Here is a 24,279-nt window from a genome sequence, read left to right on the forward strand (position 1 = left end):
ACGCGCCGGTTCCAACAGGCGGTGGACACCGGTGACCTTCCGCCTTCCACAGATCCTCATCTTCTCGCGCTCTACCTGAGAACAGTCGCCAATGGGATCGCCGTCCAGGCCGCGAGTGGTAGTTCCCGCTCTGAGCTGCTGCAAGTCGCGAACCTCGCGTTGGGCAGCTGGCCAAAGCCGTAGTCAGCTGGTTAGCCCGGGATCGGCGCACGTACTTCGACGTTCTGTGGTTCGCGCGAGACCAGTGTTGACTAATGCGACGCGTCCATGGATGACCGGGCGCCGTACGAGTGGTGGCGTCGTCGCGACGAGCGTGGACCTCGTCTGTAAGACACGAGCTGGGACCGGGAGGTGTCCACGGTCAACGGGCCTACGGAACCGCCGCGACGGGTGGAGGAGCTGCGGGTGCGTCACCTGGAGCGGTACCTCATGTCGACGCGGCAGACGTGCGGGGAGAAGTCAGGCCGCCGGAACCTGTACGAGGAGGCCATCCGCCAGCCGGCCCTCGAAACGACGCCCTGCGCAGCGGTGGCACCGTTCTTCCACTGCCCACCCGCAGCACGCCCGCGCCGTCCTGAATCCGACACCGGCCCCGGAGGCGTCTGGCGTGCGAAGGGCAGCTGGGCGTGGCGCGCAGCCAACTACCGATGATCAACTGTTCATCAAGCCGTGTGTGCCGGCGGCATCCCGGCTCCCGTCCTTGTCGCGTCGGTGCCCCAGCTGGCCAGCAGTCGTAGTGCCTCCGCGGACGGGGAACCGGGTTGGGCGTGGTACGTCACCAGCATCCGTTCGTGGTCGTCGGCCAGGTGGAACGACTCGAGGCGGAGGTCGAGTTCGCCGACGAGCGGGTGGTGCAGGCGCTGGATGCCGTGGCACTTGTCCTTGACGTCGTGGGCGGCCCACACCCGCCGGAACTCCTGGCTCTTCACGGAGAGTTCGCCCACCAGCGCGGACAGCAGGGGGTCGTTGGGATGGGAGCCGGCGTCCATGCGCAGCTGAGCGACGACGTCGTTCGCTTTGTGCTCCCAGTCCACGAACAGGTCGCGGTACTCGGGCCTCAGGAACACCAGCCGCGCCCAGTTCCGCTCGTGCGCGGGCAGCTCGGCCCAGTCGCCGAAGACCGCCGCGGCCATCCGGTTCCAGGCGAGGATGTCCGAGCGCCGCCCCACGAGGATCGCCGGGACGCCGTCCATGGTCTCCAGCAGCGACCGCAGGGGGCCCCGCACCTGCTGGGCGCGGACGGCCGGCTTCTTCTTGTGCTGTTTCGGCTTCGCCAGGTGTGTGAGGTGGGCGTGCTCGGCGTCGCTCAGCCTGAGCGCGCGGGCGATGGCGTCGAGGACCTCCGCCGACACGTGCTGCCCGTTGCCCTGTTCCAGGCGCGTGTAATAGGCCACCGACACTCCGGCCAGCTGCGCCAGCTCCTCGCGGCGCAGGCCCGGCACCCGCCGGTACCGTCCGAAGCTCCGCAGGCCCACGTCCTCCGGCTTCAGCCGGGCCCGCCGGGTGCGCAGGAACTCGCTGAGCTCGGCACGCGGGTCCAGAGCGCCGTCGGCGGGCTCGTGCGCCGGTTCGGGGTATTCGTCCATGCCTCCGAGTATCCACGGTCGGACGCACACCTTCCTGCCCCAGCCAGTGGTAGGCATCGCCGGCATACGCAAAGCCGTGACCTGGGTGAAGACCGGACCGCCCAGCACGCTGGAGACCGTGCCCGGCTGGAAGGCAGCCGGGGCGTGGCTTGCATCAAGAACGGAGCACACCCCATGACCACTACACAGGGGACCGAGTCGAGGACGCACCAGAGCGAAACGGCCGCGGAGGTGGTCGGCCGCCTTCGTGCGACGTTCAACACCGGCGTCACCCGCGGACTGGACTGGCGCGTCGAGCAGCTGCGGCGGCTGCGGGCGCTGCTGGTCGAGAACGAGCAGGAGCTGATCGAAGCGCTCTGGAAGGATCTGCGGAAGAACCCCGCCGAGGCGAAGACGCAGGAGATCGACTTCACCGTCGCCGACATCGACGAGACGCTGGCGAACCTCGAAAACTGGCTTCAGCCCCGCCCGGTGGAGGTTCCCGCCCACTTCGGCCCCACGACCACGGCCTACACCACGTACGACCCGCTCGGGGTCGTGCTGGTGATCGCTCCCTGGAATTTCCCGCTGCACCTTCTCATCGACCCCATCATCGGCGCACTGGCCGCCGGAAACACCGTGGTGGCCAAGCCGAGCGAGATCTCGGTGCACACCTCGGCGGTCGCGTCACGCCTCCTGCGACAGTACTTCGACGCCGACGTGCTCACCGTCGTCGAAGGGGGCGCCGAGGAGACCACGGCCCTGCTGGCACAGCGCTTCGACCACATCTTCTACACCGGCAACGGCACCGTCGGCCGGATCGTCATGGCCGCAGCCGCCAAGAACCTCACCCCCGTCACGCTCGAACTCGGAGGCAAGTCGCCGGTCTTCGTGGCGCCCGACGCCGACGTGGACGAGACCGCGAAGCGGCTGGTGGGGGCCAAGTTCGGCAACGCCGGACAGCAGTGCGTAGCCCCCGACTATGTCCTGGCCGATCCTGCCACCGCCGCCGCACTGGTCCCCGCCCTCCGCGCGGCGGTCACCGCCCAGTTCGGCGCCGCTCCGCAGACCTCAGCCGGCTTCGGCCGGATCATCAACGAGCGGCACTTCGACCGGCTCACTCGTCTGCTGGACTCCGGCAAGGTGGCAGTGGGAGGCCAGCACGACCGTGACGACCTGTTCATCGCACCGACCGTGCTCACCGACGTCGACCCCGCATCGCCGGTCATGCAGGAGGAGATCTTCGGTCCGATCATCTCCGTCGTCGAAGTCGAAGACCTCGATGCCGCCATCGCCTTCATCAACGAACGCGACAAGCCCCTCGCGCTCTACGCCTTCACCACCTCCGAGGCCACCAAGTCGCGCCTGGTGAACGAGACGTCCTCCGGCGGCGTCGCCTGGGGCCAGCCGGTGATGCAACTGCTCATGCCCGGCCTGCCGTTCGGCGGTGTCGGCGAAAGCGGCATGGGCCGCTACCACGGTCGGTACTCCCTGGAGACGTTCAGCCACCTCAAGGGTGTCGCGGATGTACCGCTCAGCTAGCCTCGCGCTTTCGTGAAGCAGGCTGCCCGATGGGCGAGCCACTTCGCGGGGGCGCGTCGAGGGAGTCGGTCGCGGCGCGGAGTGCAGACACCGATCCGTACCGACTCCGGCGGCGCCACCCATGACTTCGTCAGCTGGCCGGCTGCTGATCGTGCGCAAGGAGCGAACGCCCATACTCCGGCGGGCAGTTGCGCATGCCGTCGGCGTCGACACCGGCGCCGACGGCATGCGGTTCTCACCGCGTTCGCCGCCAACACCACCCACACCCGATCGCGGTCATGGAACCGCGTCACCGTCAGCGGGCCCGCACCTGCCCGAGGACCGCATCCCCACCTCCGCCGGGACAGCGTGGACCCCCTGCGTCGCAGACCTTCATCCCGTTTCCCTCCCTATTGCAGAAAGAAAGAAACCCATGACTGTCAACATCTCAGAAGTTTCACCCGTTCCATCGCTTTTCTCCCCCGTCTCTCTCGGGAAGATCGAGCTCGCCAACCGCATCGTCATGGCACCGATGACCCGAGTCCGGGCCGGTTCCTCCGGCATCCCCGGGGACCTGATGGTCGAGTACTACCGGCAGCGGGCGAGCGTCGGGCTGATCATCGCCGAGGGCACCTACCCCGACCACGCCTCGCAGGGATATGTCGGTGAGCCGGGCATCGCCACCGACGAGCAGGCGGCCGGCTGGCAGCGGGTGTTCGAGGCGGTGCACGCCGAGGGCGGCCGCATCGTCCTGCAGATCATGCACGCCGGCCGCCAAACCCACCCCGACATCAACGGCGGCCGCCGCATCCTCGCCCCCAGCGCGATCGCCAAGACCGGCGAGACGTTCACCGAGAAGGGCGAGCAGCCCTACCCCGTACCGGAAGCGATGACCACCGCAGAGATCCGTGCAGCCCTGGAGGACTTCGTCACCGCCGCCCGCCGGGCCATCGAGGCGGGAGCGGACGGCGTGGAAATCCACGGCGCCAACGGCTACCTGCTCCACCAGTTCCTCTCCCCGGCGGCCAACCAGCGCACCGATGAATACGGCGGCTCGCCGCACAACCGCGCCCGCTTCGTCGTCGACGTCGTCACGGCCATCGCCCAGGCCGTCGGCGCCGAGCGGGTCGGGCTGCGGATCTCGCCGGAGGTCGACTTCGGGGACGTCTTCGAGACCGACCGGGACGACGTCCTGGCCACCTACGGCACCCTGCTCGACCAACTGCGCCCGCTGGGCCTGGCCTACCTCTCCGTACTGCACATCGAGCCGGGCGGCGACCTTGTACAGGAGCTGCGGCGGCGCTTCGACGGCAAGCTGATCGTCAACAACGGCCCCCTCGGCGGGGGGCAGACCACTCGCGAGCGGGCGCTCCAGCAGATCGAGGCCGACCACGCCGACGCCGTGGCCGTGGGCCGGGCCCTCATCGCCAACCCCGACCTGGTCGAGCGCTGGCAAGGTGGCCACCCGCAGAACGAGCCGCGGCCGGAACTGTTCTACGGGCAGGGCGCCGAGGGCTACACCGACTACCCCTTCCACGAAGCGGCCTGAGGCCCACGGTCACGCCTGTCCATGCGGCAGCCCCACTCACCCATGGACAGGCGCCCGACCGGCGACACTGTGGAATGGGAGCACCGCAACCGCCTCGACCGGAGGAGTGAAATACACGGACGCTCAGCGCGACGGCGAGTGTGCCCATCGCATCGCGCAGGCGGCCCAGATCGCAGGGAACCAGGTCACGGAGTTACTCTCTCGGGCCAGAATGGCTACCTGCCCTGCCTGCGCCGTACGCCGAGGACCCGCGTGACGCCATCCAGCCCCGCAAACACACAGCACACCGCGCGCCTGGCCCTGCGCACCGATCAGCAGGAGGGCATCGCCAACACGGTCCGTCACCTGCGCCGCCCGCACACTCGCGGTCACGTCGTCTCGGCCTGCGGCACCGGCAAAACCCTCCTCGCACTGCGCGCCTCCGAGGAGCTGGGAGTGCGGCATCTGGCGGTGGCAGTGCCGAGCCTGGACCTGATCGCCCAGTGGGCGGCCGCCGCCCGCGCCGACCTCCGCCGCGAGCCGATGATCACCGTCTCGTCGCTGCGCGCCGCCTCTCATCCGGTGCTGGCCGCAGCCGAGGCCGATTCCACCAACGCGGGGGAGTACCTGGCCTACTGGCTGGCCCGCCACCCCCGAGCAACGGTGTTCTTCACCTTCGACTCCCTGTCCAAAATCGAGGAAGCCCAGCACTCCGCCGTCTTCCCCGCCCCCGTCTTCGACCTCCTGGTCGTTGACGAGGCCCACGCCACGGCCGGCACCTGGACCAAGAACTGGACCGTGCTGCACGACAACAGCCGTATCCCGGCCGACCGCCGTCTCTACCTCACCGCCACCCCCTACGTGTGGGAGGCACCGCGCCTGGCCGAGCCGCCCACCACCGGCCCGACCCCCAAACGCACGACCGCAACGGCCCCGCACTGGGATGACCCCACGCTGCTGGCCACCATGGACCAGCCGAAAATCTTCGGCCCCCGCCTGCACACCTACTCCCACGCCGACGCCATCGACGACGGAGTCCTGGCCGACTACCAGCTCGTCGTGCCCACTGTCACCGACGACGACCTGCGCACCGCGCTCACCGACCCGGAAGCCGGGCCCACCGCACGCCGCACCACCGCCCTGCACCTGGCCATGCTCAAGGCCATGCGCGAACACGACCTGCGCCACGTGTTCGTCTACTTCCAGCAGATCGCCGACGCATCAGATTTCGCCCGCCAGTTCGTCCACAGCGAGCCGAGCACGGCCACCTGCGCGTGCCGACCGACTACGAGGATGCCTACGGCTACCGGCTGGGCGCCTACATCAGCAGCCAGCGCACCGCCTACCAAGCCGGCGCCCTCGAAGAGAGCTGGATCGCCGACCTAGAGGCGCTCGGCATGACCTGGGACGAGCATGAGGCCGCCTGGCAGGGCCACATGGCCACCGCCGAGGCCTACCACGCTGAGCAGGGCCACCTCGCCATCCCCGCGCAAGAACCCGGCGGCCAGTTCCTCGTCGACCAGCGCGCACTGGCGCGCAAAGGCCCCCTCGCCCCCGACCGCGAAGCCCGGCTCGCCGCCCTCGACCCAGACTGGAATCTCCCGCACGGCCCCGACTGGCACCGCAAGTACCACGTGCTGCGACGCCACATCCAAGCCGGCAACCACCCCAGCACGCTGGCCCGCGACACAGTGATCCCCGGAGTGAAGGCGGGCAGCTGGCTGCACCGCCAGTTCACGGCCTGGCACCAACTCGATCCCGGCCAGCGGGACCTACTTACCCGCCTCGACCTCACCCCCGACCGCATCCTGATATACCGTCAGGACGGAACAGGCGCGGCCGCCACCCCGCGGAGGCGTACCTTAGCGCAGACTGCACACATCCTCAGCCTGTTCCTCGAACGATGGGGACGCACTCCCGGCGCCCGCGAGTGGATCGAAGTCGACGGCGAGCGCGTCATGATCGGACCCTGGCTGGCCAAGGCCCGCACCAAACTCAACGCCGGACAACTACCCAGCAAACACGCCAAGTTGTTGTCCGAAACCCTCGGCGGGCACGGGATCATCCCGGCTGACCAGCCCTGAGCTTGACTCTGTCGGGGATCTTGGAGTTTCGCGGTGCGGCAGCATGGTCAACGGGCAAGCTCGGGTAGTTCCGGTGACCGATGCAGCTGTCGAGGTGTCCGTTGTCCCTCCGTCCCCGTTTCGGTGAGCAAGTCCCGCCTCTGACTGCGCAGGTCGCGCGGGCGAGCAACCCGGGCGGCACGACGGCGATATGGGTGCGCGACCGGCTGGATGGGCTCGCAGCGTTCGGCGGCCTGGTCGAGCAGGGCGGTGCCGGCGGCGTTGTCATGGGCGGATGCGGCCAGGACGACGACGCCGATGATCAGCCCCAGCACGTCGACGGCCAGTCCCCGCTTGCGCCCCGACACCTTCTTGTTGGCATCCAGTCCCGTCGTAATCTTCGGGACACCGGCAGCCGCGCGGACGGACTGGGTATCGATGATCAAGAGGGACGGGTCCTCTAATCGCCGGGCTCTCTCCCTCACCTGGCAGCGCAGGAGTTCCTGAATCCGCTGGTCGAGCACGTCCTCGCGCCACAGACCGAAGTAGTAGAACACCGCCGACCAGGCAGGAAAGTCGTGGGGCAATAGCGCCACTGACAGCCCGTCCGGTTCTGATAGACGAGGCGGTCGGCCCCTTCACCGTCGCCGTCGGTCTGCTCAGCCAGGCCGAACATGGGCCGGACCAGGGGTGGCGACTCGGACCGTTGCCGAACCTGCGTCGCTTACGTGACAGAGCCATCCGAACCAACCATGGGCTGCCGACGCCCGGCGCCGCCCGCTACACCGGCGGGCTGTGGCTGGGCAAGTCACTGAAAACGGTCACCTACCAGGAAGCCCGTAAGTTCGACAGCAGTGCGATGCTCGGCAAGGCCTGTGGTCGCCTGTCCCGGCTGGAGTGCTTCGAGGGCAGGCTCGCTCGGGTGATGTGCCTGCGGCGACGTACGGCAGGGCTTCGCTGCGTTGGGCGCCGTGAGCCGTCGGGCACCGGACTCCGTCGTCGAACCGGGTTCAGCCCGACTGCATCACGGCGGACATCGAGGGGGGAGACGCGTGAGAAGCGGTGAGAAGGGCGCCGTGGACGGCCGCGGACGCCACCCGGGTGACATAGCGAGCGGTGTCCCGAGGCCATGCGTCACGTTCCTGGTGGATCAGGAGACAGACGGCGCCGTGCACGCCGGCACACAGCAGCCTGGCGGTTTCGGTGGTGCTCTCCACCGGTACCCCGGCATCGAGACAGGCTGTGACCTTGTCCCGGAAATAGCGGAAACACGCATCCGCGTTCTGGCGACTGGCCTTGGTGGCCTCGCCATCCATCACCAGTCGGTACGGGGAGGGATGGCGAAGCCCGAACGCGACGTAGGCGACGCAGGTTTCGTAGAGCACCGTCACCGGATCCGGGACCCCCCGGGACACTTCTTCCAACTCGAGGAACAGTGAACTCCACACACGCAGGCACGTGGCGTGGACGAGTTCCGTCTTCGAGGCGAAGTGGAGGTAGACGGCCGGCGGGGTGACCCCCGCGCGTGTCGCCACCGCCCGAATCGTTAGAGCGTCGGCACCGCCCTCTTCCAGCAGTTGATCGGCGATGTCGAGAAGCTGCTCGCGGAGCAGGCCGCCCTGGCCCTTGGCGGCGCGAACGCGGAAGCCGGTCACAGGAAGGGGCCTTGCGGAGGAAGCGGCATCAGGATGTCTTCGGCTTGACGGCGGTGACCACCTGGGTTACCCGGGCGCACAGTTCGCCTTCGGCGTCGTGCACGTCGACCTCGATGACGGTGTTACGACCGACGCGCAGGGGGCGAGCTGTGGCAACGACGTCTGTGTGTGCAGGCCGAAGGAAGTGCGTGGTCGACTCCACAGTGGCCGGTGCGGCGCCGACCGGGCCGTTGAGGGCGGCGCACACGGCGGCGCTCACATCGGCGAGGCCCATCAACGCTCCTCCATGGAGGCCACCGCCCACCGTGGAGAGCGAGAGATCGTGTGGCAGCGTGGCTCGAACGCCGGCTGCCGTCATTTCGTCGAACACGACTCCGAGGGTCTTGGCGTACGGCGCGAGTGCGTAGACGTCGTTGGCTGCGAGCGCGGGCATGGGCTGCTCCCCTCTGAGTTACGTACGATAAGTTATCGACGTTAACTCAGGCCGTCAACCGGGGATGTCCGACCACGTACGACGGCTACGGATAAGCGCCTTTGCGGGGAGCGGGGGTCGTTTCGCCAAGTGTCGTGCCGCGGCCCAGCGAGCGGTCGGCCGTGCACAGGACCAGGAACACGGCGGCCACACCGAGGAGCGGCCAGGCCATGGCATGCAGTCCGGGACTGGTGGCGCCGTCGCGGAAGAACACGGCGCTCGCCGCTGCCGCGAACAGTGCGCCGATGTACATGAACGTGCGCAGCAGTCCCGCGGACGAGCCTATGCGGGCCGGGTCGGCCTGTGCGTACAGGGCATTCTGGTTGGCCAGTCCGATCAGGCCGTGCGGGATGCCGACGACCGCGCTGAGCACGACAAGCAGCCAAATCGGGCTGTCGGCGTGCAGGAGCAACAATGCCGCGCAGCCGAGGCATTGGAAGAGCGCGCCGACAACGAGTTTGCCCCGTACCCGGCTGCGGCGTCCCGTGAGCGCGGTGACACCGATGGCCGTCGCGGACAGCGGCAGCAGAAGCAGACCTGCCTGTGACGCGATGAGCCCTCGGCCCTCTTGGAGCCACTGGCTGTAGCCGTAGAAGAAGGCGTACGACGTGGTGTAGGCGAGGCACTGACGGGTGAACGTGACAAGCAGCGGTACGTTGCCGCCGAGGACTCGAAGATCTATGAACGGCTGGGCCATGCCGAGTTCGCGACGCACGAACACCGAGCCCGCAGCCAGGCCGAGCACCGGCAGATACCAGTGTGCGACCGCCGGGTTCATCAGGAAGAACATGAACGCGGTCAGTGATCCGGCGAACCACAGCATGCCCGGCACATCGACGTGTACCGTCCTGCCCGGTGGCGTCGCGCGTGGCAGCCACAGTGCGCCCAGGACAAGGCACATGAGCGACAGCGGCACGTTGATGCCGAAGATCAGGTGCCAGCCACCGGTGCCGATCAGCAGGCCACCGAGAGCCGGCCCGACGACCGCGATGACCTGATTGGAAATCGACAGCGCGGCGAGGACGCCACTCGGGTTCTTCCGGCCGGTGCGCTCCGACTCGGAGCGCAGCAACGACATGGACGCCGGGTAGGCCGCCGAGGTGCCGAATCCGAGAAGGACGCGGGAAGCGACCAGTACCCACAAGTTCGGAGCGAGGGTGCCGAGCAGTCCGGCCAGGCCGGCCAGCGCGGTGCCCAGCAAGTAGAGCCGACGCGGACCGAACGCGTCGACAAGCCGGCCGATCACCGGCTGGCCGACGGCCGTCGCGAGGTAGAGACCCGAGACGAGCCATGCCGTCTGTGAGGGAGGCACGTCGAAGGCGCGGCCGATGGGCACCAACGCGACTGCGAGCATGGAAGAGTTGATGGGGTTGAGAATCGAGCCCAGGATCATCGGTGCGATCAGGCGCCGGTCGAAGCCGCCCGTCTCTGCCCGACGCCGTCTGCGCGAGGCTGGACGCGTCACCCCTGCGCCACCTTGTCGAGCAGCGCCATTGCGGTGATGACCGCCCGCACCTCCTCCTCGGTGCCGTGCGCTTGCAGGGCCCGGGCGAGCCACGCCTGACGGGCGAGGCGCTCGCCCCTGCGCTGTTGGTGCCCCCGGTCGGTGAGGGAGACGAGTTGCCGCCGCCCGTCATCGGGGTCCGGGCTGCGTGAGACGAGCCCGGCCTCTTCAAGGGCGATGACGGTCTTGGCCATCGACTGAGGCCGTACGCCCTCAGCAGCGGCGAGATCACTGGCGGAGGCGGGACCGTTCCTGGCGAGGCGGCGCAGGACGGAACTCTGCGGCGGGGAAGGTTCCCTCTCCCCGCCTCCGCCCCGGCCCATCGCTTCCTCGGCCGCTTCCAGGGCTCGCAGCTTGCGGCGGAGCCGGCCGAACACCACCCAGATGTCGCCGGCAGCCTGAATGACGGCCTCGGTCAAGGGCTCTTCGTCCGCTGGCGTCATGCCCCCATGCTAAATATACAGCCCAGGCTGTACAACCTGGGCTGTATAGATAGTCGCGTTCATGGAGCCTGCCTGTCGGTGGTGCTGTCGAGGAGATCTCGGAAGGCCTCCCACATTGTGATCGCGGCGTCCGCCGCGGTGTCGGCGAGTGGCGCGTACTCCCAGAATCCGTGCGGCAGGGGCGGCTCCTCGAAGGGCAGCACCGTCACACCCTTCACAAGCAGCCGCTCCCGGAACAGGCGGGCGTCGGCGCGCAACGGGTCCAGGACGAACCAAGGACCGCACCGACCAGCACGGTCGGTGCAAGCGGCTCGAGACGAGCGAGCCCGCACCTACTGGACGGCGTCGACGGCATCGTCGTAGGCGCACGGGAACCGGTGCTCGGGCGCGAGGCGGTTGTGGACGGAGACGACGGGGCGCTCGGTCACATCGCGCGGCATCCACGCCTGCCCGTCGTGTGTGTCGAGGCCGCCCTTCACAAGCCGCCGCCGTGGAAGAAGAGCACGACGCAGTCGTCGCGTGCGCCGGGATGGACGCGGATGGGGAGCGAGCGCCCGTCGGGTGGCGCGACACGGTGCGCACTCCGGCCACCATCACGGGAGTCGTTCGCTCGCGGCGGTGGTTCGCTCCGCGGCGGCGGGCGGTCAGCACCGGCTGCGGAGGTGGTTGTCGCCCATAGCGCCCGTAGGTCGGGAGGACCGGTCCGCCTTCCCGTTTCGCGGTCGCCCATCGGCCGGCGACCTGTTGATCAAGTCGATGGTGGGTCATGGCTGTGGGACCTCCGGCGCACGGGGCGGGGGGACGCGGACACATGGGAGCCGGGGAACCACTGGACGACGGGAAGGACGGCGAAGTAGTTGTCCGGTGCCGGGCACGACGTTGCGGGTGAGTGCAATTCGACCGAGTCCTGGCGGCCGAAGGTGGAGGCCGTCACTCGGCAACCGTCAAGGAACGCTCAGGTGCGCGGCGGGCCGACCGTCAAGTGCCGTCTGAATGATGGGTCAGGTCATCCCGGAAACCAGTCAGGTCTGAGCATGTGTGCCGGACGGGCGGTGACGGAACGGCTGTCGAGCCGAGAAGAAGGACCCGTGAACAAGGTAATCGTCGCAGGCGGGCCGACCCTGGTGCGGGCCGCGCTGACCAAGGTGATCGATGCGAGCGGCACCATGAGGGTGGCTGGCACTGCCGCGCACGGCAGGGACCTGATAGATCTGCTCGATGCCGGTGTCGACGCGGACGTCGCCGTGCTCGACCGCTCCTATTACACCGGGCAACTGGATGACTTCACTGCCCAGATCACCGAGATCCGTGCCGCGGCGAGAACCGTCGTCTTCGGCGCTCCCAGTGATCAGGAGGTCGATGCTCAGGTGCGTGCTGGCGCCACGGGGGTCCTCGGCGCGGATGTCAGCGCCTCCCAGTTCATCGCCGCTCTGGAAACCGTGTGCCGGGGCGGGCTCGTCGTCGCCCTGGGGACAGCCCCGGCTGTCAAGAAGGCGCAAGGGCGGGTCACGCCCGAGCTCACCGGGGATCTCTCCGTCCGAGAACGCGAGATCCTCACCATGTTGTCGAGCGGCCAGGACAGTGCCTCCATCGCCCGCGACCTCGGTCTCAGTCCCCTCACCGTGAAGACCCACATCACGCACATGCTCAGCAAGCTGGGAATCCGCCGACGCGGACACCTGATCGCCTTCGCCTATGAGAGCGGGCTCATCGTGCCGGGCATGACACCCACCAGTTTCATCGCCCCCCGGCTGCAAGCAGCCTCGTAGCCCCGGGCGACTGACAACCCGGGTAACAGGAAGTCGTGTTGTCCAGGTGCATGCCAGGCCTACGCCTCGCGTGTGCCCTGGTGCATCTCGTCGATGAGGTTCTGCATGCGCGCTCGACCACCGACCGCCTCTGTCTCAGGTCGGGTGATCTCGCCACGGTCCACATTCAGGTCTCGCGGGACAGCAGCCCGAACCTCTTGATGCACTGCCACCGTTGAAGCCCGGCTTGAGCTGTCGCACATACCCGTCGATCCGCTCGACCGAGGAGGGTGCCGAGACGACCTCCTCGTACGACTTCCCCGCCAGCCCGTTCTCCGGGCCCACTGGAGGATCGCCGGCTCGTCGGGCGCGATCGGGGCGGTGCTGAAGTTCCGGTCAGCGTCGCGGACGAGGATGTTGGAGAGGTACGGGCAGACCGCCTGGAACTGCCCTCGATCTCGGTGGGGGATGTACTGGCCGCCGGACCTCTTGATGAGGTCCTTGTTGCGGTCGGTGATGCGCAGATAGCCGTCGTTCGAGAGTTCGCCTGTGTCGTTGGTATGGATCCAGCCGTGGGGCTCCAGGACCTTGGCGGTCTTCTCGGGCAGCCCGTGGTAGCCCTGCATGACGCCGGGCCGCGCAGGAGGATCAGGCCGGCCGCGATGTTGTAGACCCGCTCGGCGGCCGGCGTCCAGCTGAGTGATTTCCAGTCGGCCGGGACCTCGGCGGAGGACGGCGACACCGGGTAGCGGTAGGCATCGGCCTCCGGGGTGACCGTCACGCGCTCCAGGAAGGGTCCCGCGACGGACGGTGGACGATTCCCCACAGGTGTCTGTGTGTTGTGGTGCAGCGCTGCGGTGGTGTGGTCACGCCCGGAGCATGTGCTAACTGTGCGAGGCAGGCGTGGGAGCGCGGGGCTGGTGTGGGTCAGCCGGTCAGGTGACGTGCGCGGGTCATCACGGGCGATGGCCGCGCGGGAGCCGGATGGTGACGGTGGTTCCGGCTCCCAGGTCTGAGTGCACGTCCACCTGTCCGTGGTGGGCGTGGACGATGGCCTCCACGATGGCCAGGCCGAGACCGGAACCGCCGTAGGCGCGGCTGCGGCTGGCCTCGGCGCGCCAGAAACGCTCGAAGACGCGGGGGAGGTCTTCCGGTGCGATTCCAGGGCCGTTGTCGATGACACTCAGCTGCACGGTCTCACCGGTGAGGGCGACCTCGACGCGCACGGAGGTCTGAGCCGGCGTGTGCTGGACGGCGTTGCCGACGAGATTGCGCAGGACCTGTTGCAGACGGGCGGCATCGCCGACGACGGGTGCGGGCAGTGCGGGTGCCATGGCGATGTCGCGTTGGGGGTAGATGATCTGGGCGTCCTCGATGACGCCGGCGGCCAGGACGGTGAGGTCCACGTCGTCCTGATCGACGGGTCGGCCGGCGTCCAGGCGGGCGAGCAGCGCGAGATCCTCCACGAGCAGGCGCATCCGGCCCACTTCGTCCTCGATGTGGTCGAGTGCGATTTCCAGGCCTTGACCGGAAAGGCCGCCTTGGCGGTGCAGGTCGAGCCAGCCGGAGATGGTGGACAGGGGCGTGCGCAGTTCGTGAGAGGTGTCGGCGGCCAGCGAGCGAACGGTGGCCTCCGCGCGGGCCTGGGCGTCGAACGCCCGGTTGACCGCCTTGGCCAGCAAATCGGCTTCGCTGCCGTTGCGGTGCGCGGGCAGCCGTTCGGTCAGGGAGCCCGCGGCGATGGCGTCGGCGCTTCGGGCCATGCGGGCGAGCGGGCGCATGCCGAGACGCAGAACGATGACGGACAGGGCCAGCAGCACCAGCAACGCGCCGCCGATCAAGGTCAGTTGACGTCGGATGAGCGCGTCGGTGGTGGCGTCGTCGACGGAGGTGTCGATGGTGAGGATGACCGTCGCCGGTGCCACGGTGCCTTCGGCCGGCCCGCGGTCGATGATCAGGCCGGGGCTGGGGATGCGTACGGCGCTGAGGTCGCCGCCATCCAGGGTGACCACCCTTCCCGTCGGTGCCGTCGCGCTGAGTGCCGCCACATCGTCGGCGGCCCGGGACGCGGAGCCGGTGCTCAGCAGGACGTTGTTGTCCTCGTCGACGGCCACCGTGCCCAGGGGCGAACCGAGGAGGGCACCGAGCTGGTCGGCATTGGCGGTCTGCGGTCCCTGGCCGATGACCCGAGTCAACCGCTGGGCGTTCGCTTTGAGGGTGTCCTGGTTGCGCTTGTCCAGGAAGTCTTCCAGGAGGAGGGCGCTGATGACGGCGCTGGCGACCAGTCCGACGACCAGGAGAACGGCCAGCCCGGCGAGCAGGCGCAGGCGGACGCTGGAGAAGGCCCAGGGAAGACGGCCGCGGAGTCTCACGTGTCGTCCTGCTCTCGAAGTGTGTAGCCGACGCCGCGGACGGTGTGCAGCAGCGGCGTACGGCCATGGTCGATCTTGCGTCGGAGGTTGGAGATGAAACGCTCGACGACCACGGAGTCCCCGCCGAAGTCGTACTGCCACACGGCCTCAAGGATCTGGGCGCGGGAGAGAACCTGCCCCTGGTGACTCAGCAGGTAGTGCAGCAGACGGTACTCAGTGGGGGAGAGTTCGACGGTCTGGCCGCCTCGGCGGACTTCGTGCCGGAGGTCGTCGAGCGTGAGGTCGCCACAGCACAGGCGTGTTTCCTCGGCGGCGGGGGTTCCACCGCGGGCGCGGCGCAGCAGGGCCTGCAGGCGGGCGCCGACTTCGACGACGCTGAAGGGTTTGGTGACGTAGTCGTCGCCGCCCAGGCGCAGTCCTCGTACCCGGTCTTCGACGGCGTCGCGCGCGGTGAGGAAGAGGACGGGGACGTCGATGGCGCGGGCGCGCAGGAGTTGGAGGATCTCGAAGCCGTCGGCGCCGGGGAGCATCACGTCGAGAACGATGACGTCCGGGGGGCGGCGGGCGACCTGGTCGAGGGCCTCGCTCAGGTCGCCCGCCGTCTCGACTTCGAATCCGGCGAACTGCAGTGCCGAGATCAGCAGGCGCCTGATGCCGGGATCATCGTCGATGACGAGGACGCGGTCGGTGTTCCCCGGCGGGTTGACGGCGTTCATGTGTGCTCCTGGTGGCGGCAGCGGTTGACCGACGTCCGCCGTCTCTGCCGGTGCGGCGGACTTGGGGCGTATCCCGGTAGCGGCTCTGCTGATCATGGTTTCGTCACAGGGTTGCTGGGGTGGATTCCTTGACTGGGTCGTGCGGGGCCGCCGGTTCGGGGGTGTGGAAGTTCTCGCCCTCGACGTCGAGATGGGGCAGCACGCGGTCAAGGCGTCGCGGCAGCCGCCAGGCCCGGTCCCCGAGGAGTGCCAGGGTCGCCGGCACGAGGGTCATCCGCACCAGGAAGGCGTCGACCATGACGCCGAAAGCCAGGGCGAAGGCGATCGGCATGATGTCGGCGTCGTGGGAGAACAGGAAACTGACGAACACCGAGATCATGATGAGCGCCGCAGAAGTTACCACACGGGCGGCGTTGCGGGCTCCGTTGAGGATGGCCGTGTGGGCGTCGCGGTGGCGGTTGTAGTCCTCCCGCATGGCGGAGACGAGGAACACCTCGTAGTCCATGGCCAGCCCGAAGAGCACGGACATCACGATGATGGGCACGAAGCTGGCCACCGGACCCTCGCTGGGCACGCCCAGCGGGCCGGCCAGCCAGCCCCACTGGAAGACCGCGACGGTGGCTCCGAAGGCGGCGCCCGCGGACAGCAGGAACCCGATGGTCGCCTTGACCGGGATGGCGATCGACCGGAACGCGATCATCAGCAGGAGCAGGGAGAGGCCGACGACGACGATCACGAAGGGCACGAGTGCGCCGCTGAGCTTGTCGGAGACGTCGATGCTGACCGCGGTCATACCGGTGACGGCGACATGGCTGCCGCTGGACTGTGCCAACGGCTGCATCTGGGTGCGCAGCCGGGAGACGAGGTTGCTGGTCTCCTCGGACCGCGGTCCGGTGTCGGGGATGATCTGGATGCGTGCGGCCGTCTCGTCCTTGGCCATGTCGACATCGCTGACGTCCGCGATGCCCCGGACCTCTCGCAGTTCGTCCTCGACGGCGGTGGCCGTGGAGGTGACGGCGGCCGGGTCGTCGTTCTCGACGAGTACGACGAGGGGGCCGTTGGCGCCGGGACCGAAGGCGTCACTGATCACGTCGTAGGCCTGGCGGCTGGAGTTGCTTGTGGCACTGGAACCCTCGTCGGTGAGTGCCAGCTTCAGCTCCATGCCGGGAACGGCCAGAGCGATCAGGACGACGGTGCCCAGGATCAGGTTGCGTACGGGGTGGCGCAGGACGCCCTGGGTCCAGCGCACGCCCATCGTGGCCGTCCGGCCGCTGTGCGACGCCGACCGCATGGAGCGCTTACGGCCGATGGGCAGGAACCTGCGGCGCGGGGCCGCGGACCGGGGTGCTTTGGGCGTGAGCCGGTGGCTGGCCATCCCCATCAGCGCGGGCAGCAGGGGCAGTGCGGTGATGACGGCGACCGTGACCGCTCCGGCCGAGGCCAGCCCCATGGAGGTGAGCATCGGCACACCGGCCACCGACAGGCCGGCGAGCGCGATGAGGACGGTGGCGCCGGCGAATACAACGGCACTGCCCGCGGTGGCGGTGGCCCTGGCGATGGACTCCCTGACCGGCATACCGGTACCCAGCTGGGCGCGATGACGGGAGAGGATGAACAGGGCGTAGTCGATGCCGACGGCGAGTCCGAGCATGATCGCCAGGGTGGGTGCGTTGTCGGAGACGTCGAACACCGTCGCCAACCCCATCATCGCGGCCACCGTACCGATGATGCCGAGCACCGCGGTGATCAGCGGCAGACCGGCGGCGAGCAGCGACCCGAACGTGATCACGAGGATGACCAGGGCCACGCCCAGTCCGATCAGCTCGCTGGGCCCCACGGGCGGATGCGAGGTTTCGTAAGGCTCACCGCCGTAGATGGTCCGCAGGCCCGCCCGCTCGGCTGCGCTTCCGGCGGCCTTCACCGCGTCCAGCGTGCCGGTCGGCACGTCATCGGCCTCCTTCGTGGTGAAGGTGACCTCCGCCACCGCGGTGCGCCCGTCCTCGGAGACGGCGTCACGCTCGGACGGGGCACTGACCTCGCCGACACCGGAGACCCGGCCCGTGGCCTCCAGCGTGGTCTCCAGGGACTTACGCAGATCCGGTTCGGTCACCTTGCGGCCGGGCGGAGCCTGGAACACGATCTGCGCCGACTGGACGTCCGGCTCGGGGAAGTGCCGTTCCATCTTCGTCAGGGCCGTCTGGGCCGGCGATCCAGGGATGGAGCTGCTGTCGGCGAAGGAGCCGGCGAAGGAAACCCCCAGACCGACCACCGCAACGAGGGCCAGGAGCCACCCGATCAACATCGTTCGCCACCGCCGGGCACCCAATGCGCCCAGCCGGTACAAGAGCGTAGCCATCAAAGATTCCCTCACTGTTCGGAAGACGACTCGCCACATCCTTTTCAAGGGACTTGACGACCGCCTCACAGAGAACCTGAGGGTTTCTTGACGGTTCGACTCCAGCACCGTCAGGCATGCCGGTCAGCAGGCATGGGCTAGTCGGCGCTCCGCTTGTCCTCGGACTGGTCCCTGGCGTGATCCAGCCGTAGGGGGAGTCGTGCGGCGAGGTAGTCGATGAGTGCGTTGACACGTCGCGGGACATGCCCGTCCTCCTCCAGGAGGGCATAGATGTCGGAGGCCGGTGTCGACAGGTGCGGCAGGACCCGGATGAGCTCGCCGCGATTCAGATGTGGCCTGACATGCCACTCCGAGCGCATGATCACACCACGGCCGTCCAGCGCCCAACCGGTCACCACGTCACCGTCGTTGCTGGACAGACTGCCCTGCACTCGCACGTGTCGGGGACGGTCCGCATCCCCGAAGCGCCAGAGGGCGAAATCGCTCTCGTTCTCCCGCAGCACGATGCAGTTGTGGTGGGCCAGATCCTCGATGCTTTCCGGGGTGCCGTGCGCGGCGAGGTAGGACGGCGCCGCGCAGGGCACGCGCCGGTTCTTGGCCAGACGCCGCATGCGAAGCGAGGAATCGGGCGGCATGCCGACGTGGACGGCCACGTCGAACTCACGCTGGTGGGGCCGTAGCGGAAGAGCGGACGTCTGCATACGGACGTGCAGTTCGGGGTGGGCCGCGGCGAACTCGCCGAGCAGCGGCGCGATATGCGCGCGGCCGAGACCCAGTGTGGCTTCGACGACGAGGGATCCGCGCAACCCCCCGGCTGTGTCGGTGATCGTGTCCTCGAGCTCGCGTACCTGGTCGAGGATCGCCTCGACGCGCGCCGCGTAGAGCTCGCCCTCCGAAGTCAGCATCAGTCGGCGGGCGCCGCGCTGAACGAGCCGGACAGCCAGGCGATGCTCCAGCGCGCTGAGGCGTTTGCTGACGACGGGAAGGGAGCAACCGAGTTCTCGCGAGGCGGCCGTCAGCGTCTCGCTCGACGCGACCACGTGAAAGAACTGGAGGTCGTCCACGGCTGAACGGCTCCTGGACCACGGGCGACGAGAACGCCGAGAGCTTTCCATAGGGGAAAACCTACCTTGCCCGTTACAGGCTTGTAACGAGCGTTTCCGCTAGCCAAGGTGGGACTCAGCCGCGCCGTGACCGGAACGCCTCTGGACAGAGTGCTCGCCACCGGACTTGCGCATCGATCCTTGGATGGGGAGTGCCTTCGTGCCGCAGAGTTATCGCATCGCAGCGATTCCGGGTGACGGGATCGGCCGCGAGGTCGTCCCGGAGGGGCTGAGGTGCCTGCGTGCCGCCGCCGAGGTGCACGGGTTCCAACTCGACGTCACCGAGTTCGACTTCGCCGGCGCCGACTACTGGCTGCGCCACGGCATGATGCTGCCCGACAACTGGAGGGACGTACTCGGCGCGTTCGACGCGATCTTCTTCGGTGCGGTCGGATGGCCGGAGGTGGTCCCGGACCATGTCTCGCTGTGGGGGAGTCTGCTGCAGATGCGGCGGGGCTTCGACCAGTACGTCAATTTGCGCCCCGTGCGACTGCTGCGCGGTGTGCGCAGTCCGCTGCGTGACCACCAGCCGGGCGACATCGACTTCTATGTCGTGCGGGAGAACACCGAGGGCGAGTACTCCAGCATCGGCGGCCGGATCTTCGAAGGAACCGATCGCGAGACAGTGGTCCAGGAGACGGTCATGACACGGACCGGCGTCGACCGTGTCCTGCGCTATGCCTTCGAACTCGCCGCGTCCCGCCCGAGCAAGCATCTGACCTGGGCGACGAAGAGCAACGGGATCTCGATCTCCATGCCCTACTGGGACGAGCGCGCAACCGAGATGGCCGCCCGGTACCCCGAAGTGACCGCCGACAAGGACCACATCGACATCCTGACCGCGAAGTTCGTACTCCAGCCCGAACGGTATGACGTGGTCGTCGCCAGCAACCTGTTCGGTGACATCCTCTCCGACCTCGGCCCGGCCTGCACCGGAACGATAGGCATCGCCCCCAGCGCCAACATCAACCCCGACCGCTCCTTCCCCAGCCTCTTCGAGCCGGTGCACGGGTCGGCACCGGACATCGCCGGTCTCGGTGTGGCCAACCCTGTCGGCCAGATCTGGAGCGGCGCCATGATGCTCACCCACCTCGGCGAGCACGAGGCGGCCGCGCATGTCGTGGCTGCGATCGAGAGCGTTCTGGAGGAGCAGCCCGGTGTGCTCACCCCCGACCTCGGGGGCACGGGAACGACGGTGGGGCTGGGCAAGGCCGTCGCGGCCCGGATCGCCGCGACGTCTCTCGCCGGCCACGACGGGGGAGTGGCGGCCGGCGACGCGGCCGGCCGCACGGTCGAAGAGGGGGTCGCGGCGTCATGATCAGACCTCTCTCCGACCCGGTCGGCCTCGAAGTGCGCTGGGACCGGCTTGCCGCCGCCACCGACGAGGCGGCCTCCACGATGCTGCGCACGGCCTTCTCCACGATCATCCGGGAGTCGAACGACTACACCGTCGTCCTGATGGACCGCGCGGGACGCACGATGGCCGAGTCACGAGCCGGCATCCCCGCCTTCGCCGCTCTGATGAGTTCGCTGACCGCGCTGGTCATCGAACGATTCCCGGCGGACGAATGGCAGGACGGCGACAGCGTCATCACGAACGACCCGTGGATCGCCACCGGGCACCTGCCCGACATCGCGATGATCTCCCCGGTCTTCCACCGAGGACGGCTCGTCGCGTTCGCGGGCACCGTGGCGCACTCACCGGACATCGGTGGCACACCTTCGATGAGCGCGACCGAGCTGCTCTGCGAGGGCATCTTGATCCCTCCACTGCGCCTGTTCCGGGCCGGACAAGTCGAGCAGGGAGTCAAGGACCTGCTGCTGGCGAACGTACGGCTGGCGGACCAGGTCTGGGGCGACCTGGAGGCGCAGGCCGCGGCGCACGCCGTGTGCCGCCGACGCGCCCAGGAGTTCCTCACCGACTTCCGTGAACCGGACTTCGAGGCGTTCGCGGACCAGGTCCACGCGCTGACCGACGCCGCGATGCGCGCGGGCGTCCGCGACGTGCCCGACGGCGTCTACCGCGCCTCCCTGGACGCGGACGGCGTCGAAGGGCATCCCACGCACATCGAGTGCGCGGTGACCGTTCGCGGCGAGGAGGTCGAGATCGACTACACCGGCAGCTCCCCCCAGGTGCCCTTCGCGACGAACTCGACGTTGAACTACACCCGCGCCTACTCCATGTATCCGCTGAAGATCCTGCTGGATCCGTCCACGCGGACCAACTGGGGCTCCTACCGGTCCATCCAGGTCACCGCGCCGGAAGGCACGATCGTCAACCCGAGGTTTCCCGCGCCCGTCGTGGCACGGCACCTCACCGGGCACCTGTTGTCCTGCGCGGTGTACCAGGCACTGGCCCCGGTGCTGCCCGACCGTGTCATCGCCGACAGCGGCGGCGCCCCCGCCCTGCGCGTCCGCTTCGCCGGGGTCGACGACTCCGGCCGGCCTTTCAGCCTCATGCTCTTCGCCAACGCGGGCATGGGCGCGTCCAAGGAGTCGGACGGGCTCTCCACCACCGCCTTCCCCACCAACTCCGGCGGCGGCAGCATCGAGGCACTGGAGGCCGCGTCTCCGCTGCGCTTCCTCCGCAAGGAGTTGCGCGCCGGATCGGGCGGACGGGGCCGACGCCGCGGAGGACTGGGCCAGGACATCGAGGTACTGAATCCGATGAGCCGACCCGTGCAGATGGTGCTGCTCGGGGACCGCGAACAACATCCGGCGCTCGGACTCGCCGGCGGCGAACCCGGGGCCACCGCACAGGTCGTCCTGGACTCCGGCGAGCGCGCCCCCCTGAAGTCGATCTCGCAGCTCGCCCCCGGCGCATCGGTGGTCATCTCCTTCGCCGGCGGCGGCGGGTTCGGCCCCCCGAAGGAGCGTGAGCCCGAGCTCCTGACCGCCGACGAGATCGCCGGCTACACCGTCCCGGCCAGTCAGCAGAACCCGCGCACAGCCCGGACGGCGGGCGGTAGCGCATGTGAGGAGGTGGGCCGATGAGCCGCACGGTCCGGATCGGCGTCGACGTCGGCGGGACGTTCACCGATCTGCTGCTGCACGACCCGCGAAGGCAACTGATCCGGCCCGGGAAGCTGCCCACCACGCCCCACGCTCCCAACGAGGCCATCACCGCGGGGATCGCCCGGCTGCTGGAGGAGACGTCCACGACGCCCGGAGAGGTCGCGGGCATCGTGCACGGCACCACGCTGGTGACGAACACGCTGCTGGAACGCACCGGAGCGGTCGTCGGTCTGCTGAGCACCAGCGGGTTCAGCGATTCCCTCGAAATGGGACGGGAGACGAGGTTCGACACCACCGATCTGCTCGCCCGGCCGGCTCAACCGCTGGTGCCGCGCCCTCTGCGCCGTGGCGTACCCGGGAGAATCGCCGCGGACGGCAGTGAACTCGAACCGCTCGACGAGCGTGCCGTCCTCGCAGCTGTGCGGGATCTGACGGACCAGGGCATCGAGGCACTGGCCGTGGCCCTGATGCACTCCTACCGCGACGCCCGTCACGAGCACCGGGTGCGGGACCTGATCGCGCGGGCACACCCCGACCTCCCCGTCACCCTCTCCAGCGCCGTGGCCCCGGTCATCGGTGAGTACGAGCGGGCCGGTACCGTCTGCCTGAACGCGTATGTGCAGCCCCTGATGTCGCGCTACCTCGACGACCTGCGTGACGATCTGACCGTCATGGGGATCGACGCGCCCCTTCGCATCATGCTCTCCGGCGGTGGTGTCACGACCCTCGAGGACGCCAAGCGGTTCCCGGTACGGCTGCTCGAGTCGGGCCCCGCGGCCGGTGCCATCGCCGCTGCCGCCGTCGCCAGGACGTTGGGGGAGCAGGACGTGGTCTCCTTCGACATGGGCGGGACCACGGCGAAGATCGCTGTCGTCCAGGGGGGCAGGCCCAGGCTCAAGCACGACTTCGAGGCGGGGCGGGTCGACAAGTTCAAGCCCGGCTCGGGGCTGCCGGTGCGCCTGACCGTCGTCGACATGATCGAGATCGGGTCGGGAGGCGGCTCGATCGCGGCACCCGACGCACTCGGGCTGCTGAAGGTGGGACCGCGCAGCGCCGGCTCGGTGCCCGGGCCTGTCGCCTACGGGCGTGGAGGCGAGCGACCCACCGTGACGGACGCCGACCTGCTGCTGGGCTATCTCGACGCGGAGAACTTCCTCGGCGGCGAGATGAGGCTGCGGACGCGCGAGGCCCACAAGGCGCTGACCCGTGAGGTGGCGGGCCCCCTGGGACTCGACACCGCTGACGCCGCCGCCGGGATCGTGGAGGTGGTCACCGAAAGCATGGCCGCCGCCGCCCGTATGCACCTGTCCGAGCAGGGCAAGGACCCGGCCGACTTCGCGCTGCTGGCCTTCGGTGGAGCCGGACCCGCCCATGCCTACGGGCTGGCGAAGTCGCTGAAGATCCCCCGAGTGATCGTGCCGATGCGGGCTGGGGTGATGTCCGCCTGGGGGCTCCTCGCCGCCGCTCCCACGGTCGACGAGGTCCGCAGTCTGCCGTCGCCTCTCGCCGACATCGACTGGGACCAGGTCGCCGCGCTGTACGACGAGATGACGCTCCGCGCCACCGAGACGCTCCAGGCGGGAGACCCGGAGCTCGTGCGGGTACGCCGCTCGGCCGACATGCGTTACCTCGGCCAGGGTTTCGAGATCGAGGTCACCGTGCCCGAGCAGGACTTCGGTCCAGCCGGTCTCGGACGCATCCGGGCCGCCTTCGAGTCCACATACCGTGCCGTGTTCGGCCGTTGCCTCGACGGTGCAGTGGAAGTCGTGAACTGGCGACTTTCTGTGCGACTGCCCCGTCATGAACTGTCGATCGAGGGCAGCCATGCCCGGGGAGGTGCGGCGAGCCGCGGCGTCCGGTCGGTGTACTTTCCCGGACACGGCCTGCTTGAGGCCACCGTGTGGAACCGCTACGAGCTCACGCCGGGAACCGAGCTGGCAGGTCCGGCGATCTTCGAGGAGCGCGAATCGTCCTGCTCCTTCGGGCCGGACTGCAGGATCCGGGTCACCGACGACCTGACCCTCCTGATCGAGGTCGGCCGGGACTGAACCCCCCTCCCCAGTCGTCCCCGAAGAGTGCAGCGTCGCGCAGCCGCCGAAGGCGGCGGGACGGTCGGCGACCCGTCCGAGGAGTGGCTGCCCCACCTGCGGCGGCAAACGGATCGACGCCGCTCACGCCCACACCGACAACCTATCCAGCAGCTGCCCAGCATGATGGC

19 protein-coding genes and 3 pseudogenes are annotated in these 24,279 nt (G+C 68.8%); 9 read left to right on the top strand and 13 right to left on the bottom strand.

From position 1 onward, the window contains the following. A pseudogene (locus KUM49_RS49660) lies at positions 1-183 on the top strand (TetR/AcrR family transcriptional regulator); the annotation flags it as partial. Between the two features lie 479 nt (positions 184-662). On the opposite strand, the gene KUM49_RS47385 reads toward KUM49_RS49660, so the two are convergent. After that, a complete protein-coding gene (locus KUM49_RS47385) occupies positions 663-1,586 on the bottom strand; it encodes a helix-turn-helix transcriptional regulator (RefSeq protein WP_217243209.1) in 924 nt (307 codons plus the stop codon). Positions 1,587-1,760: 174 nt separating this feature from the next. Between KUM49_RS47385 and KUM49_RS47390 the strand changes: the two genes are divergently transcribed. The 4 genes from KUM49_RS47390 to KUM49_RS50580 all read left to right on the top strand — a co-directional run bounded on the left by KUM49_RS47390 (position 1,761) and on the right by KUM49_RS50580 (position 6,698). Then, positions 1,761-3,107, top strand: a complete 1,347-nt coding sequence (locus KUM49_RS47390) for an aldehyde dehydrogenase family protein (RefSeq protein ID WP_217243210.1) — start codon at positions 1,761-1,763, stop codon at positions 3,105-3,107. Positions 3,108-3,519: 412 nt separating this feature from the next. Next, positions 3,520-4,635, top strand: coding sequence for an alkene reductase (locus KUM49_RS47395; protein WP_217243211.1), 1,116 nt, complete (start codon positions 3,520-3,522; stop codon positions 4,633-4,635). Positions 4,636-4,887: 252 nt separating this feature from the next. Further along, positions 4,888-6,000: a DEAD/DEAH box helicase family protein gene (locus KUM49_RS50575; protein WP_308407040.1), complete on the top strand. Its 1,113-nt coding sequence runs from the start codon at positions 4,888-4,890 to the stop codon at positions 5,998-6,000. After that, on the top strand, positions 5,889-6,698 hold the full coding sequence (locus KUM49_RS50580; RefSeq protein WP_308407041.1) for a helicase associated domain-containing protein: 810 nt from the start codon (positions 5,889-5,891) through the stop codon (positions 6,696-6,698). The genes KUM49_RS50575 and KUM49_RS50580 overlap by 112 nt, the downstream gene beginning before the upstream one ends. Before the next feature lie 224 nt (positions 6,699-6,922). On the opposite strand, the pseudogene KUM49_RS47405 reads toward KUM49_RS50580, so the two are convergent. The 7 genes and pseudogenes from KUM49_RS47405 to KUM49_RS50130 form a co-directional block, all read right to left on the bottom strand. Further along, positions 6,923-7,296, bottom strand: a pseudogene (locus tag KUM49_RS47405) (transposase); the annotation flags it as partial. 391 nt (positions 7,297-7,687) lie between these two features. Further along, the gene (locus KUM49_RS47415; protein ID WP_217243212.1) at positions 7,688-8,332 is read right to left on the bottom strand and encodes a TetR/AcrR family transcriptional regulator; all 645 of its coding nucleotides are present in this window, start codon (positions 8,330-8,332) and stop codon (positions 7,688-7,690) included. A gap of 28 nt (positions 8,333-8,360) precedes the next feature. Then, the gene (locus KUM49_RS47420) at positions 8,361-8,765 is read right to left on the bottom strand and encodes a PaaI family thioesterase (protein WP_217243213.1); all 405 of its coding nucleotides are present in this window, start codon (positions 8,763-8,765) and stop codon (positions 8,361-8,363) included. Positions 8,766-8,850: 85 nt separating this feature from the next. Continuing rightward, positions 8,851-10,197, bottom strand: coding sequence for an MFS transporter (locus KUM49_RS47425; RefSeq protein WP_217243254.1), 1,347 nt, complete (start codon positions 10,195-10,197; stop codon positions 8,851-8,853). 68 nt (positions 10,198-10,265) lie between these two features. Beyond that, positions 10,266-10,751 carry a MarR family winged helix-turn-helix transcriptional regulator gene (locus KUM49_RS47430; protein WP_217243214.1) on the bottom strand — a complete coding sequence of 162 codons (486 nt, stop codon included), beginning with the start codon at positions 10,749-10,751 and terminating at the stop codon, positions 10,266-10,268. Between the two features lie 59 nt (positions 10,752-10,810). After that, the gene (locus KUM49_RS47435; protein ID WP_217243215.1) at positions 10,811-11,008 is read right to left on the bottom strand and encodes a hypothetical protein; all 198 of its coding nucleotides are present in this window, start codon (positions 11,006-11,008) and stop codon (positions 10,811-10,813) included. Between the two features lie 75 nt (positions 11,009-11,083). Beyond that, positions 11,084-11,230, bottom strand: a complete 147-nt coding sequence (locus KUM49_RS50130; protein WP_308407043.1) for an alpha/beta hydrolase fold domain-containing protein — start codon at positions 11,228-11,230, stop codon at positions 11,084-11,086. Between the two features lie 609 nt (positions 11,231-11,839). Here KUM49_RS50130 and KUM49_RS50135 point away from each other — a divergent pair. Continuing rightward, positions 11,840-12,520, top strand: coding sequence for a response regulator transcription factor (locus KUM49_RS50135; protein WP_217243217.1), 681 nt, complete (start codon positions 11,840-11,842; stop codon positions 12,518-12,520). A 59-nt stretch (positions 12,521-12,579) separates the two neighbouring features. Here KUM49_RS50135 and KUM49_RS47450 read toward each other — a convergent pair. The 5 genes and pseudogenes from KUM49_RS47450 to KUM49_RS47470 form a co-directional block, all read right to left on the bottom strand. Continuing rightward, positions 12,580-13,134 (bottom strand): annotated as a pseudogene (locus KUM49_RS47450) (long-chain fatty acid--CoA ligase); the annotation flags it as partial. Positions 13,135-13,455: 321 nt separating this feature from the next. Beyond that, entirely contained in the window at positions 13,456-14,871 is a 1,416-nt protein-coding gene (locus KUM49_RS50585) for a HAMP domain-containing sensor histidine kinase (protein WP_217243218.1), read from the bottom strand. Continuing rightward, complete coding sequence (locus KUM49_RS47460) at positions 14,868-15,587, bottom strand: response regulator transcription factor (RefSeq protein ID WP_217243219.1); 720 nt, start codon at positions 15,585-15,587, stop codon at positions 14,868-14,870. The genes KUM49_RS50585 and KUM49_RS47460 overlap by 4 nt, the downstream gene beginning before the upstream one ends. 103 nt (positions 15,588-15,690) lie before the next feature. Further along, a complete protein-coding gene (locus KUM49_RS47465) occupies positions 15,691-17,943 on the bottom strand; it encodes an MMPL family transporter (RefSeq protein WP_254402892.1) in 2,253 nt (750 codons plus the stop codon). A 137-nt stretch (positions 17,944-18,080) separates the two neighbouring features. Further along, complete coding sequence (locus tag KUM49_RS47470) at positions 18,081-19,007, bottom strand: LysR family transcriptional regulator (protein ID WP_308407044.1); 927 nt, start codon at positions 19,005-19,007, stop codon at positions 18,081-18,083. Between the two features lie 199 nt (positions 19,008-19,206). Here KUM49_RS47470 and KUM49_RS47475 point away from each other — a divergent pair, with 199 nt between their 5' ends. From KUM49_RS47475 to KUM49_RS47485, 3 genes are read left to right on the top strand one after another with little or no spacing between them, the layout of a single operon-like run. Continuing rightward, positions 19,207-20,364 carry a tartrate dehydrogenase gene (locus KUM49_RS47475; protein ID WP_217243221.1) on the top strand — a complete coding sequence of 386 codons (1,158 nt, stop codon included), beginning with the start codon at positions 19,207-19,209 and terminating at the stop codon, positions 20,362-20,364. Further along, the gene (locus KUM49_RS47480; protein WP_217243222.1) at positions 20,361-22,040 is read left to right on the top strand and encodes a hydantoinase B/oxoprolinase family protein; all 1,680 of its coding nucleotides are present in this window, start codon (positions 20,361-20,363) and stop codon (positions 22,038-22,040) included. The genes KUM49_RS47475 and KUM49_RS47480 overlap by 4 nt, the downstream gene beginning before the upstream one ends. After that, the gene (locus KUM49_RS47485; RefSeq protein ID WP_217243223.1) at positions 22,037-24,109 is read left to right on the top strand and encodes a hydantoinase/oxoprolinase family protein; all 2,073 of its coding nucleotides are present in this window, start codon (positions 22,037-22,039) and stop codon (positions 24,107-24,109) included. Before KUM49_RS47480 ends, KUM49_RS47485 begins: the two co-directional genes overlap by 4 nt. Positions 24,110-24,279 lie beyond the last annotated feature (170 nt).

The organism is Streptomyces sp. AC555_RSS877, from assembly GCF_019049245.1.
In the GTDB taxonomy this organism is placed as follows: Bacteria; Actinomycetota; Actinomycetes; order Streptomycetales; family Streptomycetaceae; genus Streptomyces.